Source organism: Methylobacterium sp. C25, from assembly GCF_021352225.1.
GTDB lineage: Bacteria > Pseudomonadota > Alphaproteobacteria > Rhizobiales > Beijerinckiaceae > Methylobacterium.
Window position 1 is genome coordinate 333,542 of record NZ_JAAUVI010000003.1, and the last position, 16,409, is coordinate 349,950.

Consider the following 16,409-nt stretch of genomic DNA (forward strand, 5'->3'; position numbering starts at 1 on the left):
GCCGTTACGATGCCCACCTCCCAGGCGCGAGTGCCGACCTCCGAAGCGAGCCGGTACCTGACGCAGCTCTGCCGGCACTGGAGCCACAAATTTCCCGTCGAGGCGAATAGCGACCATGGCGTCGTGCCCTTCGGCGAAGACCGGGTCTGCACCTTCGAGGCCAGCGCCGACGCCCTTCTGATGAAGGTTGCCACGCCCGATCCCGCCGGCCTGACCCGCCTCGAGAACGTCGTCGCTGACCATCTCCTGCGTTTCGCCTTCCGCGAGAATCTCGGCGACATCACTTGGTCGCGCGCCGCCTGACTTGAACCGCGCCGTCCTCGCCCGATCTTGAGCCGGATCGTTGGGTCAGAAGGACGTATTATGACCGTGGCCGTTCGCGGGGCGGAGACCGCCGCCCTGAATTTCTCCGAGCGCCTCGACAGGCTGGCCGAGGTCGCCGTCAAGGTCGGGCTCGGGTTGCAACCCGGGCAAGAGCTGATCCTCACCGCGCCGCTGGAATCGGTCGCGCTCGCCCGCGCCATTACGGAGCAGGCCTATAAGGCTGGTGCCTCGCTGGTCACTACGCTCTACGGCGACGACGCGGCGACGCTCGCGCGCTTCAGCCACGCCCGAGAAGAGGCTTTCGATACGGCTGCCGGGTGGCTCTTCAACGGCATGGCCGACGCCTATCGTAACGGCGCCGCACGCCTCGCCATCTCAGGCGACGACCCTTCGCTGCTCGCGGGGCAGGATCCGGACAAGGTCGCGCGGGCCAACCGTGCCCGCTCGAAGGCCTATCTGCCCGCATTGGAGTTGATCGCCGGCTTCTCCACGAACTGGACCATCGTTTCGGCCGCGACCACGCCCTGGGCGCGCACGGTGTTTCCAGATCTGCCGGAAGCCGAGGCCATCGCCCGGCTCTGGGACGCGATCTTCGCTGCGTCCCGCGTCGACGGACTCGATCCCGTTGCGGACTGGCAAGCGCACAACGCCGCGCTTCGCCACCGCACTGAGTGGCTGAACGGCCACCGCTTCGCGGCCCTGCGCTTCCGGGGCCCCGGCACCGACCTGACCGTCGGTCTCGCCGACGATCACGAATGGTGCGGCGGCGCCACGCGAGCCAAAAACGGCATCGTCTGCAATGCCAACATTCCCACCGAAGAGGTCTTCACCACGCCGCATAAGGCGCGGGTCGAGGGCCATGTGTCGAGCACCAAGCCACTCTCCTACCAGGGCACGCTCATCGACGGCATCCGCGTGACCTTCAAGGAAGGACGCATCGTCGAGGCAAGTGCGCGCACCGGCAACGATGTACTCGCGAGGGTGCTGGAGACGGACGAGGGCGCGGCACGCCTCGGCGAGGTTGCCCTGGTGCCCGCCTCATCCGCGATCTCGGCCTCGGGCCTCCTGTTCTACAACACGCTCTACGACGAGAACGCCGCGAGCCACATCGCCCTGGGCCAAGCCTATTCGAAGTGCTTCCTCAACGGCGGCGAGGGCTTGAGCGAAGAGGATCTCGCCTCGCGCGGCGCCAACCGCAGCCTGATCCACATCGACTGGATGATCGGCTCGGCCGAGATCGACGTGGACGGGATCGCCCCAGACGGCCGAGCCGTCCCGGTGATGCGTGCGGGCGAGTGGATCAGCTAACCGGTTCGGCCCGCGCTGGGCTCGCCTGAGGCGCGGGCTTCGGCTTCGGCAGCATGTTCGGCCGCCAGCGTCGATGCATCCAAAGCCACTGTCCCGGATTGTCACGCACCCACACTTCGACGACTCGGGTCATCGCCTGCATGGCACCCTGGACGTCGATCTGACCCGAGGCATCGCGTGGCAGCTCGAGCGGTGGCGTCAGTTCCAGCATGAAACGGCCGCCGGGCCGGCGCACCACGCGGGCGCCATGGACCGGGCAATCGTAATGGCGCGCGAGTTTCCCTAGGAGCGGGTTCGCGAGCACTGGGCGGCCGAAGAACTCGACCACGACGCCACGGGTGAAATGCTGGTCGATCAACTGGCCGAGATGGCCGCCACGCTCGATTACACCCTGCATCGCGAAGACGGCTCCCGGCTGCGAGGCCGCCAAGCCGCCCATCGTCTTACGCCGGACCTCGGCGACGAGCTGAGCCGCGGCTGGGTTGTTCGGCGGCCGAAACACCGCAGTGGTCTCGAGCCCGAATTTTTCGGCACAGATCGCGGGCAGTTCCCAATTGGCCAAGTGAGCCGAGAAGAGCAGCCCCGGCTTACCGTCGTCGCGCACGGCTAGGAACTGGTCGATGCCCTGCACCGAAACGCGCTTCTCCAGGCCTTCGGGATCGAAGTCGAACAGCGTATCGAGGTGGGCGTACTCGGCGCCGGTGCGGCCGAGATTGTCCCAGGCCTCGCGGGCCATGCCCTGCACACCGGTTTCGTCGAGGTCGGGAAACGCGGCACGGATATTCGCCACCGCGATCTTGTGCGAGGGGAGCCAGGGTCCGATCGTCCGCGCGAGCCATCCGCCCGTGTTGCTGGCACGGTCGGCGCCCAGTGCGCGCGCGAGCAAGAAGATCCCTCGGATCAGAGGGATCGTCGCGAGCCCGGCCATGCGGGGAAGATGGCGCTGCAGGATCAGCGCAAGACGCAGCACGGGCGGCTCATGGGATTACAGGGGGCGGCAATTCGGTCAGGCCATATACCCGACGCGCCCGCCCAAGCAACGTTTCAAAGTGTAACGAGAATTTTCCCGAACACCTTTCGCGATTCCAGCCGTTCGAGCCCCTGCGCGAAGTCTGCGAGCGGCAGAACCGTATCGACGACCGGGCTCATCCCGTCCGCCATCTTGTCGAGCGACTGTCGGATATTCTCGATCCGACAGCCGAACGATCCGGTGATGCGGTATTGCTGCTGAAACAGCTGCATCAGATTCATCGTCGTCGAGGGGCCGGAGGTGGAACCGCAGGTCACGAGCCGCCCGCCGCGCTTCAGGCAGAGCAGCGAGCCGTTCCAGGTGTCGGCGCCGACATGCTCGAACACCACGTCGACGCCCTTGCGCTTCGTCAGCCGGCGGACCTCGCCCTCGAAGCGTTCTTCGCGATAGTTCACGACGAAATCCGCGCCGAGCGCCTTGGCCTTCTCGCCCTTCTCGTCGTCGCCGACCGTCGTGTAGACGGTGCAGCCGATCGCCTTGGCCATCTTGATCGCCGTGGTGCCGATGCCCGAGCCGCCGGCATGGACCAGGATGCTCTCGCCCGGCTCCAGCTTGGCGTTGTCGAACAGCATGTGCTGGACGGTGCCGAAGGCGATACCAGCACAGGCGGCCTGGACGTGATCGACGCCGGCCGGCACCTTCACGCAGAGTCGCGCCGGAATGTTGATGACTTCGCGCGAAAACCCGTCGATGTGGAAGCCATAGACGCCGCCGACATCCTCGCAGAGGTTGTCGCGTCCCTCCTGGCAGGCTTTGCACTTCCCGCAGGTGAGTGCGCCGTAGAGCGCGACGGGATCGCCGACCTTGAGGCCCTCGACGCCCTCGCCGATGGCAGCGACCTCGCCAGCTCCCTCCGCGCCGACGGTAAGCGGGAGCTTGCGCTTGGCGAAGGCCATGCCGCGAAAGCCCCAGACATCGATGAAGTTCAGGCCGATCGCACGCACCCGCACCTGCACCTCGCCGGGAGCGGGCGGAGGCGGGGCGTCAATCTCGACAAGGCGCAGATCGCGGTCGCCGAAGAGCTGGAGGGCTTTCATGACGGCTCCTTGGCACGTCCTTTGGACTAGATCGAGACCCTGAGCCGTCAGATCAATCCGGTGAGAGATACCGCCGCCGCGCCCAGCCGACGGCAAAGCCGAACTTGACCCGACACCAGGTATTCCCGCTCGGCGTCTCGTTAGTGCAGCCGAAGCCGAGGAGACGGCGGCCTACAGGAATAGTCTCGACCGGCGCCGCATCCGCATCGGGCGCCTCGCGGATGGTCAAGGAGCCGCCCCAGGGCAGGCCCGAGACCCGGAAGGGCTGCGGCTCGGCGAGAGCGGTCACCGTCTCCAGGAGCAGCATGAAAGCCGAGAGAGCGAAAAGCCGGTGCATCGAAGAGGCCGCCGTCAGTTACGATGGACGCCCATCATCGCGGTGAGGCCGCCATCGACGGGCAGCACGGCGCCGGTGATGTAGGCGGCCGGCTCGCTCATGAGGAAGGCGGCGAGGGCCGCGACCTCGTCGGGCTTCGCGAAGCGGCCGGACGGGATCTGGCTTTCCATCTTTTCGCGATATGCGGCGTAGGAGGCCATCATGCCGGTGTCGATGAAGCCGGGGGCGAGCACGTTGACCGTGACGCCGCGCTTGGCGGATTCGATGGCGAGCGTCCGGCAATAGGCGATCATCGCGCCCTTGGTGGCGGCGTAGGCGGCGTTGCCGGTATTGCCCTGCAGGGCCGCGACCGAGCCCACGGCGACGACCCGGCCCGTGCGCGCGCGGATCATGTTCCGCACGAGCACCTTGGCGATGCGCGTGAGCGACCAGAAGTTGACCTGCATCGCCACGTCCGACCGGTCCCGGTCGAGCATCACCGCGAGCGCGTCGGCGGATTGGCCGGCATTGTGGACGTAGCCGTAGAAGGCTGTGTCCTCGATTGTCTCGCAGAAGGCCTCCACGGCGTCGCGGCAGGCCAGGTCGAGGCGGTGGGGTTCGAACACGGCGCCAGGATGGGAAGCGCCGAGCTCGGCGGCGAGCGACTCGGCCTCGTCGGGCTTCGAGCGGTAGGTGAAGCTGACGGAATAGCCCGCGGCGGCGAGCGTCCGCACCATCGCGGTGCCGAGGCCGCCGGCGCCTCCGACGACGAGGATGCGTTTGGGTTCGCTCATGCCGGCTCGCCCGCGAGCACGAGGCAGGTGTTCTGGCCGCCGAAGCCGAAGGAGTTCGACAGCACCCGCGAGACCCGCGCGTCACGCGCCGTCGAGACCACGTCGAGGGTCAGGGACGGGTCGGGCACGAGGTGGTTGATCGTCGGCGGGATGCGGCCGTGCTGAATCGTCAGCATCGAGACCACCGCCTCGATGGCGCCGGCCGCGGTCAGCGTATGGCCGATCATCGACTTGTTCGACGAGATCGGCAGCGAAGAAATGCGCTCGCCGAACACGGCGGTGCAGCCCATCGCCTCCATCTTGTCGTTCTCCGGCGTCGAGGTGCCGTGCGCGTTGATGGTGTCGATGGCGTCCGGCGCCGTGTCCGCGTCGTCCAAAGCCGCGCGGATCGCGGCGATGATCGGCTCGCCGTTGGGGCTGGAGCGCGTGCGGTGGAAGCCGTCGCCCTTCTCGCCGCAGCCGAGGACGTAGCCGAGGATTTTCGCGCCGCGCGCCTTTGCGGCCTCGGCATCCTCCAGCACCAGGGCGGCAGCGCCCTCGCCCATCACGAAGCCGTCGCGGTTCTTCGAGAAGGGCTTCGAGGCCGTTTCGGGGTTCTCGTTCTGGGTCGAGAGGGCCGAGAGCAGCGAGAACCGGATCAGCGATTCCGGGTTCACCGAACCGTCGGTGCCGATGCAGAGCGCCGCCTTCATCTCGCCGCGCCGGATCGCCTCGACGCCGAGCTGGATCGCCGTGGCGCCCGACGAGCAGGCGGTGGAGAGCGAGATCGGCGAGCCCCTGGTGCCGAAGCGGTCCGAGATCCGGTCGGCCACGGTGCCGAAGATGAACAGGTCGTGCCAGGCATCGAAGCGTCGGCTGGCGGCCGCCTTGAGCAGGCTGCGATAGGTGATGTCCTCGTTGTCGCCCGAGGCCTCGGCCAGCGCCTGGCGCTGCGGCCATTCGAGCTCCACCGGCGGCACAGCGATGAACAGCGCGCCCGGAAAATCATCGCCGATGCCCGACTGCGTCACGGCCTCCTCGGCGGCGACCTCGGCGAAGCGCTCGGAGAGCAGCGGCGCGCAGAGCGGATCGGTCTCGAAAGCATCGACTGTGCCGGCGATCGAGGTGCGCAGGCCGTCGGTGGGGAAGCGCGAGATCGTGCGGATGCCGGAGCGGCCCTCCGTCAGGGCCTGCCAGGTGTCGGCGGCGCCGCAGCCGAGGGAGCTGACGATCCCGAGCCCCGTCACGGCGACGAGCGGGCGGCCCTTGGCGTCACGGGTTGAAGAAGCACTCATGAGACCGCCTTAGCGCAAGTTTTCACAGCGTGCACGATCCTCGCCGCCTCACTGTCATTCCGGGGCGCCGAAGGCGAACCCGGAATCCAGAACCGCCAAGGGTGCCATGCTCGCTCGCCGTCGCGGCTCTGGATTCCGGGTTCCGCTGCGCGGCCCCGGAATGACAGGGTCGTGATCCTGACCGATCAGGCGGCGACGACCCGGATGACGCCCTCGCCGCTGCGATGGCCGACGGAGGTGATCGCCACCTCGCGCGCCTTGCCGGCCGCGCAGAGCGCCGCCGCGATCGCCGTGCCGAAGGACGGGACCGCCTCGATCGGGTGGCCGATCACGTCGCCGGTGGCGCGGATGTGGGTGTCGGGGAGCGCCGCCTTGAGGCCCTGCGCCTCTTCCTCGGCGAGGCTCGCGACACCGGTGGCGCCCGACAGGATCAGGTCGGGCCGCGAGACGCCCGCCTCGCGCAGCAGGCGCGGCAGGGCATCGGCGACGGAGCCGGCTTTCCGGCGGACGCGGTCATTGGCGATCGCATCGATGACGGCGAAGGGCTTGGCGCCGCGTTCGGCCGCGCGCTCGGCGGTCTCCAGCAGCAGGAAGGCCGCGCCGCTGCCGAGGATGAAGCCGCCATTCTCCTCGCCGCCGCGCGAAAAGACCGGGCGATAGTCGGGCTTGTGCAGGAAGCCGCCCATCTCGTGGACGAGCAGCACGTCGGCGCGCTCGGCATTATAGGAACCGCCGACCAGCATGGCGTCGTCCTGGCCCGAGGCGATGCGGGCATGGGCGATGCGCAAAGCGTCGACGCCGGCCGATTCCTCGCCCATGAAGGTGCGCGAGGCCCCGGTCACGCCATGGACGATGGCGATGTTGCCGGCGAGCAGGTTCGAGAGCTGGGCCAGGAAGAGCGTCGGCCGCAGGTCGTTCTGCAGGTGCTCGTTGAGATAGGCGCCCGGGTTCTCCGCATCGCGCAGGCCGGTGAGGATCGCGCCATCGACCGCATAGTCGCGCTCACCGCCGCCCGAGGCAACGATGAGATGGAGCGCCGCCTTGCGTGCGGCGTCGTCCTTGAGGCCCGCCGAGTCGAGGGCGAGGCCGGCGGCGTAGACGCCGAGGCGCTGCCAGCCCTCCATCTGGCGCTGGTCGGATTTCTTCGGGATCTGCGTGTCGAGCGCCACCGGCGCGACCGGGTGGACCGGATAGGGCGCGTAGGTCTCGGCATCGGTGCGCGGCGCCTCGCCGGACTCGTAGGCCGCGAGATGCGCCTCGATCCCCTCGCCCGCGCAGGAAACGAGGCCGATGCCGGTGATGACGACCTTACGTCCGCTCATGCGGCGGCTCCGTCCAGCAAACCGATTTTCTTGGCACGCTCGCGCATCGGCGCGTCGAGGCCATCGGGAAACGGCATCGTGCGGAAGCGGAGCTCCGCGTCGCAGAGCGCCTTGCCCTCGTGGCGGATGGCGGCCTTGGTGACCGCATAGCCCGAGCCGTCATGCTCGAGGCTCGCCGTGATCTCGAGCCGGGCCCCGGGGCCGACGAAGGAGCGGAAACGCGCCTTGTCCACCGCCATCAGGAACGGCATCTGCGCGAAATCGAGATGCGCGAGAACCAGATAGCCGGAGGCCTGCGCCATGGTCTCGGTCAGCAGGACGCCCGGCACGAGCGGGTGGCCGGGAAAGTGCCCCTCGAAGACCGGGCTCGCCTCGGGAACGAGCGCCAGGCACTCGATCTGTCCGGCGGCGCGGTCGAGCCGCACCACCTGGTCGATCATCTCGAAATATTCGAGCCGCATGGGTCCTTGCCCCGGGCGATCAGGCTTTGGCGGCCTTCTCGGCGACGAGCGCGTCGATGCGTGCGCAGAGGTTCTTCAGCACGAAGTACTCCTCGGCCGGGACCTTGCCCTCGTTGACTTCCTGGGTCCAGCGCTCGAGCGGCAGCTTGATGCCGAAAGCCTTGTCGACCGCGAAGGCGATGTCGAGGAAGGCCAGCGAGTCGATGCCGAGATCGTCGATCGCGTGGCTCTCCGGCGTGATCTTCTCGCGCGGGATGTCGGCAGTGTCGGCAATGATGTCCGCGACGCGGTCAAAGGTAGCGGTGTCGGTGGACATGCGTGGCTCGCCGCTTTCTCGTGTCTCGACCGGTCGATCCGGGGAATCCCGCCGGTCTCGTTGACCTTGGCGCGGAACGCGACCCCTTACACGAAGCCAGGGAGCGCGGGCAACCTTGCCGGCCGCCCTTGGTGGGACCCGCACCAAGGGCCCGGGATCGCGCACACGTTTCGTACCGCCCGCTTATTCCTCACCGCCCTGTCTGCAACTAGATGCATCGAGCGACGGGATGAGCGGCGGAGCAGCAGGACATGCAGTCGGGCGAAGAGTCTCGGGCGCGGCCGTTCACGGCCCCGGCGGATGGCCGGGGACAGGCCATTGCCCGCGTAGCGCTCGCCGCTGCCCTGCTGGGCCTTGGCCTCTACATCCTGTCGGATTTCCTGCGGGCGCTGGTCTGGGCCGTCGTGCTCGCCATCGCGCTCTGGCCGCTCTACGCGAAGGCGGAACGGCGATTTCCGCCCGGCAAGCACAACATTCTCTGGCCGAGCCTGTTCACCGCCGTGGTGGCGCTCGCCTTCCTGATCCCGGTCGTGCTGCTCGCGGTCGAAGCCGTGCACGAGGCCCACGACCTCCTCGACTATGCCAAGAATGCGGAGCAATCCGGCATCCCGGTTCCGTCGATCGTCGAGCGGCTGCCCTTCGGCGCGCAGCAGGTCAAAGAGTGGTGGGACGCGAACCTCGCCCATGCCGGCTGGGCGAAGGAGATGCTGGGCCACGTCAACACCGCATCCAACCGCGATCTGACCAAGACCGTCGGCGCCAACGTCGTGCACCGGGTCGTGCTGTTCGGCTTCGCGCTGCTGACCCTATTCTTCCTGTTCAAGGACGGGCGCACCGTGGTCGCGCAGTGCCTCACGGCGAGCCACCGCCTGTTCGGCCCGCGCGGCGAGCGGGTGGCGCGGCAGATGGTGGCCTCCGTCCACGGCACCGTCGACGGCCTCGTCCTCGTCGGCATCGGCGAGGGCATCCTGCTCGGCATCGTCTACTGGTTCGCAGGCGTGCCGCACCCGATCCTGTTCGGCGCGGTGACGGCCGTGGCCGCGATGATCCCGTTCGGCGCGCCGGTCGCCTTCGGTCTTGCTGCCTTGCTGCTCGTCGGGAACGGCAGCGTGGTGCCGGCGATCATCGTCGTCGCCGCGGGCTTCGTCGTCACCTTCGTGGCCGACCATTTCGTGCGTCCGGCCCTGATCGGTGGGACCACGCGGCTGCCCTTCGTTTGGGTGCTGCTCGGCATCCTCGGCGGCGTCGAGACGTTTGGGCTGCTCGGACTCTTCGTCGGCCCGGCGGTGATGGCCGCGCTGATCCTGCTGTGGCGGGAGTTCACGGAAGCTTGTCCGGCCGAACAGTGAGGGTTGCGATAAGGCCCGCATCGGCGCGCCCACGACGTGCGCGTCACCGTCACGGGAAGAACGCAGATGAAGTCAGCCGTATTCGCGCTCGCGCTCACGACAATCGCCTCGGCCGCCGCCGCGCAAACGGCGCCCCCGATCGGCGCTCCCGGTGACGTGACCGTCCTCACGACGGCCGCCACGGGCGTCCAGGTCTATGAATGCAAGGCCTCGTCCGCCGGGGCGCTCGAATGGACCTTCAAGGAGCCGCGCGCCGATCTCTTCGTGGGCAAGGAGAAAGTGATCCGGCACTTCGCGGGACCGTCCTGGGAGTATACCGACGGCAGCCGGATCGTCGGCAAGGTCGCCGCCAAGCAGAACGCGCCGGGAGCAGACGACATTCCCTGGCTTCGCCTCTCCGTCGCCTCCCGCTCCGGCAGCGGAAAATTGAGCGATGTCACGGCCGTGCAGCGCATCGACACGCATGGCGGCGTCAAATCGGGCAAGTGCGATCAGGCGGGAGCGGTGTCGGAGGTGCCCTACACGGCCACCTATACTTTCCTGCGTGAGGGCAAGTAGCCGGGGCGAAAGGCGGTGGATGAGAGCGGCCGCCCGTTGCACCGTGCCCCGCAGGAGTTCCACACTCGCGGGTCTGGACGAGAGGTCGGGCAACCCGGAAGTTGCGCGGGCCGTTGATCGGACGACGCCGGCTCTCGTCGGCGCGAGGAGCCCGTCATGGCGACGCTGAAGGAATTCGAGGAAGCCTTGCGCGAGCAGGGCATGCACATGGCGCTGGCCCTGCTGCAGCGGCTGCGCGAGCGTGACCGCGCCACGCGCAGCGCCCGCCCGGCGCGGCGCCTCACCGGCCAGAAGATGACGCCGGACCTCGCCCGCTCGATCCTCGAACTCCACGCCTCCACCGGCATGACCCAGCAGGAGATCGCCTTCAAGGTCGGGGTGAATCAGGGCCGCGTCAACGAGGTGATCAAGCACGGCAAGTGGCTGACCGACGACCCTCAGGCACCCGAGGCCATCGCCCGCGACAAGGCCAAGGCGCGAATGCTGTCGGAGCCGAAGGCGCGCTCACGCCGGCAGAAAGCCGAGGCGCGGGAACGGCCGGTGCGGGCCAAGAAGCCGGCGCCGCAAGGGGAGCTGCTGCTCGGCGATCCCTGATCGGTCAGGCCGGCTCGAGGCACTTGGCGATCTTGCCGAGCAGCCTCGGCATGTCGACGGGCTTGGTGTCGAAGTCGTTGCAGCCGACCTCGATGCTCCGGGCACGGTCGCTCGACAGGGCGTGTGCGGTCAGCGCGATGATCGGTACGTGCGCGCTGCGTCCGTCGGCACGGATCGCGGTGGTCGCCTCCCAGCCGTCCATGTCGCCGAGCGCCACGTCCATCAGGATCACGTCGGGCGCCTCCGACACCGCCATGGCGACGCCCTGCGGGCCGTCCTCGGCGATCACCGTCGTGAAGCCCTGGCGCGTGAGGCGCCGGGACAGCATGTCGCTGTTCATCGGGTTGTCTTCGACGATCAGGATCTTCGACATCGTGTCCGATCTCCCACTCGTGTGAACGGCGTCAGGCCGCCAGGGCCCGCGGATAGCCGGCATCCGGCACCGAAGACGGCTGCGGCTTCGCCGCCGCCGGGGGCGCGACCGGCAGGGTCACGGTGAAAAGGCTGCCGCGGCCGAGCTCGGTCTCGACGACGATGTCGCCGTGCATGAGGCGGGTGAGCTTGCGCGCCAGCGCCAGCCCGAGCCCGGTGCCGCCATATTTCGTCGCCGTCTGCTCGTCGCTGTCGGCGAACTGCTCGAACAAGTGGGGCACTTGCTCGGCCGCGATTCCGATTCCGGTGTCCTGGACGGCGATCCGGAGCATCTCGCCAGCGGGAGCCGCCACGCGCTCGCCGATCACCGTGATGGCCCCGTTCTCCGTGTACTTGATGGCGTTGTGGAGCACCTGCGACAGGGCGTTCTCGATCTTCATGCGGTCGCCCGTGATGGTGCCGATTTCCGGAGCGAGCGCGACCGTCAGCGTATTGCCGCGCTCCGTTGCGCCGGCGCGCAGGCCGTTCACGAGGCCCTCGACGATCTCCGCGACCGAGAGGCTCTCGTTGAAGACCTCCATCCGGCCGGAATCGATCTTCGCGAGTTCGAGGATCTGGTTCACGAGCTTGAGCAGGTGCTGGCCGGCGCTCTGGATGCGCTGCAGGTCGACGAAATCCTCGTCCTCCTGCTCGCCTTCGGCCTCCTCGATCAGCATCTGGCTGTAGCCGATGATGGCGTTGAGCGGCGTGCGCAGCTCGTGACTCATTTTGGCGACGAACTCGACCTTGGCGACGCTGGCGCGCTCGGACTGGAGGGCGGCCTGCTTCAGTGCGGAGGCCGTCGCTCGGTGGCTGCGCATCACGGATTCGAGCTCGGCCTGCGAGGCGAGCGCCTTGGCGTAGTAGAGCGCCATCATCGTCACGTAGAGCGCGATCGCCGCGGTCGAGAGCAGGCCGAGGCGCTGCATCGCGACCGTCGAGATGCCGTGCGCCGGCGCGTCGAACAGATGATAGACCGCGTAGAATCCGATCGCGTTGACGCCGAGCAGCACGATGATGGCGAGCCGCATCGCCCGGGAATCGCCGACATAGAAGAAGGCGAGCAGCGGGATGGTGATCATCCAGGTCAGGAACGGCGAAGTCGACCCGCCGTAGAAGTAGGTCACCCACAAGACGCTGAAGGTCAGGTTCTGGATCGAGATCAGGGCCAGCAACTCGAGCCGCCCGAACCAGCGCAGCAGGAACGGGAACACCCAGAAGCCGCCGATCCCGAGCAGCAATACACCGATCTCGAAGCCAGGATCCGGCTCCGCGAGGAAGAGGACCAGTGCGACGCCGTTTCCGAGGAACGGCCCGAGAATATGGCTCAACAGAAACAGCCGGGCCTGTTTTCGCTTCGACTTGTCGTCGACCATGCTCGGATGGAGAAACCAATCGACGAACCGGTCAAACCTCTCGAGCTTCAGACTCCGGAACATGGGCTGCTTTCCGAACTCTCGTTCATCCCGTCGCGAGACGCCGACCGGAGCGAGGCATGATCTGCAAAGCTACAACGACCGAATGCGCAGCAGCAGACCAAGATATGTCATGGACGAGGCTATGCAACATTTAATGGAAATCTGATTTCGCACTTATGTTTTACAGGAAATTAACACCATCAAAAGCTTCGGCGACAACGCCCATATACATAAAATTAATGTTTGAAATCATACTTTCACCTACCTTGGAACCGAGCCGCGTTGATGCGACCAACCGTCCAGCACATCGTCGACTGGTTCATTCCCCAGTCCGCGCATCTCGAGCGTTCCGACCTCTCGGTCGCGCGCAACTTCGTGCTGACCCACATCTTCGGGCCGTTGATGTCCCAGTCGATGTGCGTGTTCCTGTATCGCACCGACCCGAATCCCGGCTTTGCCTGCTTCACGGTCATCGCCTGCGTGTGCCTGTTCTGGACGCTGCCGTTCGTCCTGAAGTTCACGCAGAACATCAAGTTTGCCGCGATCCTGTCGGTGGAGCTCCTGGCCTTCACCGCTCTGTTCGGCACCTATTTCTACGGCGGCGCCAGCTCGCCGTGCCTGCCGTGGCTGATCATCGCCCTGCTGCTCGGCTTCTTCTATTTCTCCGAGCAGCCGATGCTGATCGTCGCGCTGTTCGCGGCGAACGTCACGGTCTTCTTCATCGCCTACATCTGCACCGACTTCCCGGAGATCGTCTCGGCGAGCGACCTGGCGGTCGTGACCTGGATCTCGATGGTCTCCGCGACCCTCTACATGTCCTGGATGGCGATCTACTACTCGCACGTCATGTCGATGCGCTCGCAGATCGAGAAGGAGACCGAGCGCTATCTCGCCACTAACGAGCAGCTCAAGGTGGTCAAGGAACTGGCCGAGGCCGCCAACCGGGCGAAGTCGGTGTTCCTCGCCAAGATGAGCCATGAGCTGCGTACGCCGCTCAACGCTGTAATCGGATACAGCGAGCTGATCCTTGAGAACATCCCGCCCGGCACCGACGAGACCAAGCAGAAGGACGTTCGCAGCATCAATGCAGCAGGCCGCCACCTGCTCTCGCTGGTGGTCGACGTGCTCGATCTGTCGAAGATCGAGGCCGAGACCATAGAGCTGAACGTCGAGACCTTCGATCTCGCCTCCCTGCTGGATCAGGTCGTCGCCACGGTGAAGCCGCTCGCTGAGGCCAACGGCAACAGCCTGCTCGTGCAGCAGCTGACGCCGCTCGGCGCGATGCACACCGATCAGACCAAACTGCGCCAGATCCTGGTCAACCTTCTGAGTAACGCCTCGAAATTCACCAAGAACGGCAGCGTCACGCTCTCCGTCAGAATGGACCGCAAATCCACCGGCACGTGGCTCGACGTTCGGGTGCGCGACACCGGCATCGGTATCTCACAAGAGGGCATCGCGCGCCTGTTCCAGAACTTCCGACAGGTCTCGGCCGCCACGGCGCATCAATATGGCGGCACCGGCCTCGGCCTGGCGCTGAGTCAGAAGCTTTGCACGCTGATGGGTGGCAGCATCGGCGTGACCAGCGAGCCCGGGCGGGGCTCGGTGTTCAGCTTCTGCATTCCGGCCGAAGTTTCGGAGACCGCGGCAGAGCCGAATGCTCCGCCTGACCACTCTCTTCTCCTGGCGCCGCAGGCGGCCGCCTTGCAGCCCGCTCTGGGAGTCTCGTTTCGATGAACTTTCGCGACAATCTTGCGGTCGAGCAGTTCGGCTCGATGGACGCGGCGGTCGAGGCCGAGGTGCAACGCGCGCCTCGGCTCCTCATCGTCGACGACATTGCCGACAACCGCACGATCCTGCTGCGGCGCTTCGCCAGGCGTGGCTTCGAGGTTGCCGAGGCCGATGGCGGGGCGCGCGCCCTGCAGATGGTCGAGCAGGAGAGCTACGACGTCGTCCTGCTCGACGTGATGATGCCCGAGATCGACGGTATCGAGGTCCTCAAGACGCTCCGGGCCAAGTACACGCCGCTCCAATTGCCCGTCATCATGGTGACGGCGAAGGCCGAGTCCGAGAACGTCGTCGAGGCCCTGAACCTCGAGGCCAACGATTACGTCACCAAGCCCGTGGATTTCGATGTCGCCCTGGCCCGCGTGAATGCCCAGGTCGACCGCAAGCGCGCCGAGGAGAAGGTCGCCACGGCGGCGAGCGCACTTCGGCAGGTCAACGACCAGCTCGAGCAGCGCGTCGAGGAACGCACCCGTGAGCTCGTCGAGATCAACCAGCAGCTCCAGGGCGAGATCGTCCAGCGGCAGCAATCCGAGGCGCGCTCGCGCTTCCTCGCCTTCCACGATCCGCTGACCGGTCTTCCGAACCGTCGGCAATTCCGCGAGGAATTGGTGAGCGGCATCGCCGCCGCCGGGAACGACCCGGACCAGAGCGTCGCGATCCTGTTCATCGATCTGGATGGCTTCAAGGGCGTCAACGACACCCTCGGCCACTCGATGGGCGACATGCTTCTCCAGGCGGTCGGCGAGGATTTCCGCGGTGTCATGCAGCGCTCCGACCGGATTGCCCGGCTCGGCGGTGACGAGTTCGCCGTGCTCCAGGTCGGCAACAAGCAGCCCGAGGACGCCATCGCCCTGGCGAACCGGCTGATCGAGATCGCCAGCCGCGAGCGACACATTCACGGTCACCTGACCATGATCGGCGCCAGCATCGGCATCGTTCTGGGCTCAGGCGCGACCGACGATCCGGAGGAGTTACTCAAGGCGGCGGATCTGGCGATGTACCGCGCCAAGGTCGAGGGCCGCGGCACCTTCCGCATCTTCGATCCGGCTATGGATGCCCATGTCCAGGCCCGCCGCTCGCTGGAACTCGACCTGCGCAATGCCCAGGCCCTCGGCCAGTTCGAAGTGTTCTACCAGCCGCAGATCTCGCTCAGCACCCGCAAGGTGACCGGCTTCGAAGCCCTGCTGCGCTGGCGTCACCCGACCCGCGGCATGGTCTCGCCGGCCGAGTTCATCCCGCTCGCGGAAGAGATCGGCCTGATCGTGCCCATCGGCGAATGGGTGCTGCGTCAGGCCTGCCACGAGGCGGCCGGCTGGCCCGACGCCCTGAGCATCGCGGTCAACGTGTCCCCCGTGCAGTTCCTCCGCGGCAGCCTCGTCCCCTCCGTGATCAGCGCGCTGGCCAGTTCCGGCCTGCCGGCGGAACGGCTGGAGATCGAGATCACGGAATCGGTGCTGCTGCAGAAGACCGACAAGAACATCGACACGCTGAACCAGCTCCGCGCGCTCGGTGTGCGGATCTCGATGGACGATTTCGGGACCGGCTATTCGAGCCTGAGCTACCTTCGCATGTTCCAGTTCGACAAGCTGAAGATCGACAGGTCCTTCGTCGAGGACGTCACCAGCAGCCGCGACTGCAGCGCCATCGTCAGCGCGATCCTCGGGCTCGGCACCAGCTTCGGCATCCCCACCATCGCCGAGGGAGTCGAGACCGAGGAGCAGCTTTCGCACCTCACCGGCGAGGGCTGCACCGAGGTGCAGGGCCGGTTCTTCAGCATGCCGATCGACGCGCAGGAGGTCCGCAAGATCATCGAACGGATCGGCGTGTGACGGTCCCCATTTTTCACAGGGCGGGGCCATGCCGGACTCGCATCCGCGCCCCTGTGATTTTTGCACAATGAATACGCTTTAAGAAAACGACAGACTGAGCTATCCTGTGATCACTTCTTCCCAGGAAGTGTCCAACCCACGAACTGCAGCGCGCCCCTCGGGGCGCGCTTTTTCATTGGTTCGCTATTTGGAACGGTTGTAATTTAGCTGAGAAACTACTGCGCGGCATCCGGCTCGCGTTCCGGCGCCGGCGGCCGCTGGCGACCGACGCGCGCGCATC

At 66.8% G+C, this 16,409-nt stretch carries 17 protein-coding genes; 7 read left to right on the forward strand and 10 right to left on the reverse strand.

Annotated features, from left to right (window positions below; genetic code table 11):
* Positions 1-9: 9 nt before the first annotated feature.
* Together HCU64_RS11450 and HCU64_RS11455 are read left to right on the forward strand one after the other, a co-directional pair.
* Positions 10-303: a DUF2218 domain-containing protein gene (locus tag HCU64_RS11450; protein WP_233384011.1), complete on the forward strand. Its 294-nt coding sequence runs from the start codon at positions 10-12 to the stop codon at positions 301-303.
* Positions 304-363: 60 nt separating this feature from the next.
* The gene (locus HCU64_RS11455; protein ID WP_233384012.1) at positions 364-1,632 is read left to right on the forward strand and encodes an aminopeptidase; all 1,269 of its coding nucleotides are present in this window, start codon (positions 364-366) and stop codon (positions 1,630-1,632) included.
* On the opposite strand, the gene HCU64_RS11460 is transcribed toward HCU64_RS11455, so the two are convergent.
* The 8 genes from HCU64_RS11460 to HCU64_RS11495 form a co-directional block, all read right to left on the reverse strand.
* Positions 1,625-2,602 (reverse strand): lipid A biosynthesis lauroyl acyltransferase, encoded by a 978-nt coding sequence (locus HCU64_RS11460; protein WP_233384013.1) that lies wholly within the window; start codon positions 2,600-2,602, stop codon positions 1,625-1,627. The two genes, HCU64_RS11455 and HCU64_RS11460, sit on opposite strands and share 8 nt — an antisense overlap.
* Before the next feature lie 74 nt (positions 2,603-2,676).
* Entirely contained in the window at positions 2,677-3,699 is a 1,023-nt protein-coding gene (locus tag HCU64_RS11465) for a zinc-binding dehydrogenase (protein ID WP_233384014.1), read from the reverse strand.
* Between the two features lie 52 nt (positions 3,700-3,751).
* On the reverse strand, positions 3,752-4,036 hold the full coding sequence (locus HCU64_RS11470; protein WP_442785944.1) for an SH3 domain-containing protein: 285 nt from the start codon (positions 4,034-4,036) through the stop codon (positions 3,752-3,754).
* 14 nt (positions 4,037-4,050) lie between these two features.
* Positions 4,051-4,809 (reverse strand): SDR family NAD(P)-dependent oxidoreductase, encoded by a 759-nt coding sequence (locus HCU64_RS11475; protein ID WP_233384015.1) that lies wholly within the window; start codon positions 4,807-4,809, stop codon positions 4,051-4,053.
* A complete protein-coding gene (locus HCU64_RS11480) occupies positions 4,806-6,083 on the reverse strand; it encodes a beta-ketoacyl-ACP synthase (protein ID WP_233384016.1) in 1,278 nt (425 codons plus the stop codon). Before HCU64_RS11480 ends, HCU64_RS11475 begins: the two co-directional genes overlap by 4 nt.
* Before the next feature lie 185 nt (positions 6,084-6,268).
* Entirely contained in the window at positions 6,269-7,405 is a 1,137-nt protein-coding gene (locus HCU64_RS11485; protein ID WP_233384018.1) for a beta-ketoacyl-ACP synthase, read from the reverse strand.
* Positions 7,402-7,866, reverse strand: a complete 465-nt coding sequence (locus tag HCU64_RS11490; RefSeq protein WP_233384019.1) for a 3-hydroxyacyl-ACP dehydratase FabZ family protein — start codon at positions 7,864-7,866, stop codon at positions 7,402-7,404. The genes HCU64_RS11485 and HCU64_RS11490 overlap by 4 nt, the downstream gene beginning before the upstream one ends.
* A gap of 19 nt (positions 7,867-7,885) precedes the next feature.
* Complete coding sequence (locus tag HCU64_RS11495) at positions 7,886-8,182, reverse strand: acyl carrier protein (protein ID WP_183503048.1); 297 nt, start codon at positions 8,180-8,182, stop codon at positions 7,886-7,888.
* A gap of 251 nt (positions 8,183-8,433) precedes the next feature.
* Between HCU64_RS11495 and HCU64_RS11500 the strand changes: the two genes are divergently transcribed.
* From HCU64_RS11500 to HCU64_RS11510, 3 genes are all read left to right on the forward strand, one after another.
* The gene (locus HCU64_RS11500; RefSeq protein ID WP_233384020.1) at positions 8,434-9,531 is read left to right on the forward strand and encodes an AI-2E family transporter; all 1,098 of its coding nucleotides are present in this window, start codon (positions 8,434-8,436) and stop codon (positions 9,529-9,531) included.
* Positions 9,532-9,597: 66 nt separating this feature from the next.
* Positions 9,598-10,089, forward strand: a complete 492-nt coding sequence (locus tag HCU64_RS11505; RefSeq protein WP_233384021.1) for a DUF3455 domain-containing protein — start codon at positions 9,598-9,600, stop codon at positions 10,087-10,089.
* Positions 10,090-10,245: 156 nt separating this feature from the next.
* Positions 10,246-10,683, forward strand: coding sequence for an RNA polymerase subunit sigma-70 (locus tag HCU64_RS11510; RefSeq protein ID WP_233384022.1), 438 nt, complete (start codon positions 10,246-10,248; stop codon positions 10,681-10,683).
* 4 nt (positions 10,684-10,687) lie between these two features.
* On the opposite strand, the gene HCU64_RS11515 is transcribed toward HCU64_RS11510, so the two are convergent.
* Together HCU64_RS11515 and HCU64_RS11520 are read right to left on the reverse strand one after the other, a co-directional pair.
* Positions 10,688-11,056 carry a response regulator gene (locus tag HCU64_RS11515; RefSeq protein WP_233384023.1) on the reverse strand — a complete coding sequence of 123 codons (369 nt, stop codon included), beginning with the start codon at positions 11,054-11,056 and terminating at the stop codon, positions 10,688-10,690.
* 31 nt (positions 11,057-11,087) lie between these two features.
* Positions 11,088-12,533, reverse strand: a complete 1,446-nt coding sequence (locus tag HCU64_RS11520; RefSeq protein WP_233384024.1) for a sensor histidine kinase — start codon at positions 12,531-12,533, stop codon at positions 11,088-11,090.
* A 264-nt stretch (positions 12,534-12,797) separates the two neighbouring features.
* On the opposite strand from HCU64_RS11520, the gene HCU64_RS11525 reads away from it, so the two are divergent.
* Positions 12,798-14,249 (forward strand): sensor histidine kinase, encoded by a 1,452-nt coding sequence (locus HCU64_RS11525; RefSeq protein WP_233384025.1) that lies wholly within the window; start codon positions 12,798-12,800, stop codon positions 14,247-14,249.
* Positions 14,246-16,129: a putative bifunctional diguanylate cyclase/phosphodiesterase gene (locus HCU64_RS11530; RefSeq protein WP_233384026.1), complete on the forward strand. Its 1,884-nt coding sequence runs from the start codon at positions 14,246-14,248 to the stop codon at positions 16,127-16,129. The genes HCU64_RS11525 and HCU64_RS11530 overlap by 4 nt, the downstream gene beginning before the upstream one ends.
* Positions 16,130-16,409 lie beyond the last annotated feature (280 nt).

What these genes read in the sequence shown, in the direction of transcription:
- HCU64_RS11530 (WP_233384026.1), top strand. Translation starts at nt 14,246, where the DNA reads ATGAACTTTCGCGACAATCTTGCGGTCGAGCAGTTCGGCTCGATGGAC.
- HCU64_RS11465 (WP_233384014.1), bottom strand. Translation starts at nt 3,699, where the DNA reads ATGAAAGCCCTCCAGCTCTTCGGCGACCGCGATCTGCGCCTTGTCGAG.
- HCU64_RS11490 (WP_233384019.1), bottom strand. Translation starts at nt 7,866, where the DNA reads ATGCGGCTCGAATATTTCGAGATGATCGACCAGGTGGTGCGGCTCGAC.
- HCU64_RS11485 (WP_233384018.1), bottom strand. Translation starts at nt 7,405, where the DNA reads ATGAGCGGACGTAAGGTCGTCATCACCGGCATCGGCCTCGTTTCCTGC.
- HCU64_RS11525 (WP_233384025.1), top strand. Translation starts at nt 12,798, where the DNA reads ATGCGACCAACCGTCCAGCACATCGTCGACTGGTTCATTCCCCAGTCC.
- HCU64_RS11515 (WP_233384023.1), bottom strand. Translation starts at nt 11,056, where the DNA reads ATGTCGAAGATCCTGATCGTCGAAGACAACCCGATGAACAGCGACATG.
- HCU64_RS11480 (WP_233384016.1), bottom strand. Translation starts at nt 6,083, where the DNA reads ATGAGTGCTTCTTCAACCCGTGACGCCAAGGGCCGCCCGCTCGTCGCC.
- HCU64_RS11470 (WP_442785944.1), bottom strand. Translation starts at nt 4,036, where the DNA reads ATGCACCGGCTTTTCGCTCTCTCGGCTTTCATGCTGCTCCTGGAGACG.
- HCU64_RS11495 (WP_183503048.1), bottom strand. Translation starts at nt 8,182, where the DNA reads ATGTCCACCGACACCGCTACCTTTGACCGCGTCGCGGACATCATTGCC.
- HCU64_RS11475 (WP_233384015.1), bottom strand. Translation starts at nt 4,809, where the DNA reads ATGAGCGAACCCAAACGCATCCTCGTCGTCGGAGGCGCCGGCGGCCTC.
- HCU64_RS11450 (WP_233384011.1), top strand. Translation starts at nt 10, where the DNA reads ATGCCCACCTCCCAGGCGCGAGTGCCGACCTCCGAAGCGAGCCGGTAC.
- HCU64_RS11505 (WP_233384021.1), top strand. Translation starts at nt 9,598, where the DNA reads ATGAAGTCAGCCGTATTCGCGCTCGCGCTCACGACAATCGCCTCGGCC.
- HCU64_RS11510 (WP_233384022.1), top strand. Translation starts at nt 10,246, where the DNA reads ATGGCGACGCTGAAGGAATTCGAGGAAGCCTTGCGCGAGCAGGGCATG.
- HCU64_RS11520 (WP_233384024.1), bottom strand. Translation starts at nt 12,533, where the DNA reads ATGTTCCGGAGTCTGAAGCTCGAGAGGTTTGACCGGTTCGTCGATTGG.
- HCU64_RS11500 (WP_233384020.1), top strand. Translation starts at nt 8,434, where the DNA reads ATGCAGTCGGGCGAAGAGTCTCGGGCGCGGCCGTTCACGGCCCCGGCG.
- HCU64_RS11455 (WP_233384012.1), top strand. Translation starts at nt 364, where the DNA reads ATGACCGTGGCCGTTCGCGGGGCGGAGACCGCCGCCCTGAATTTCTCC.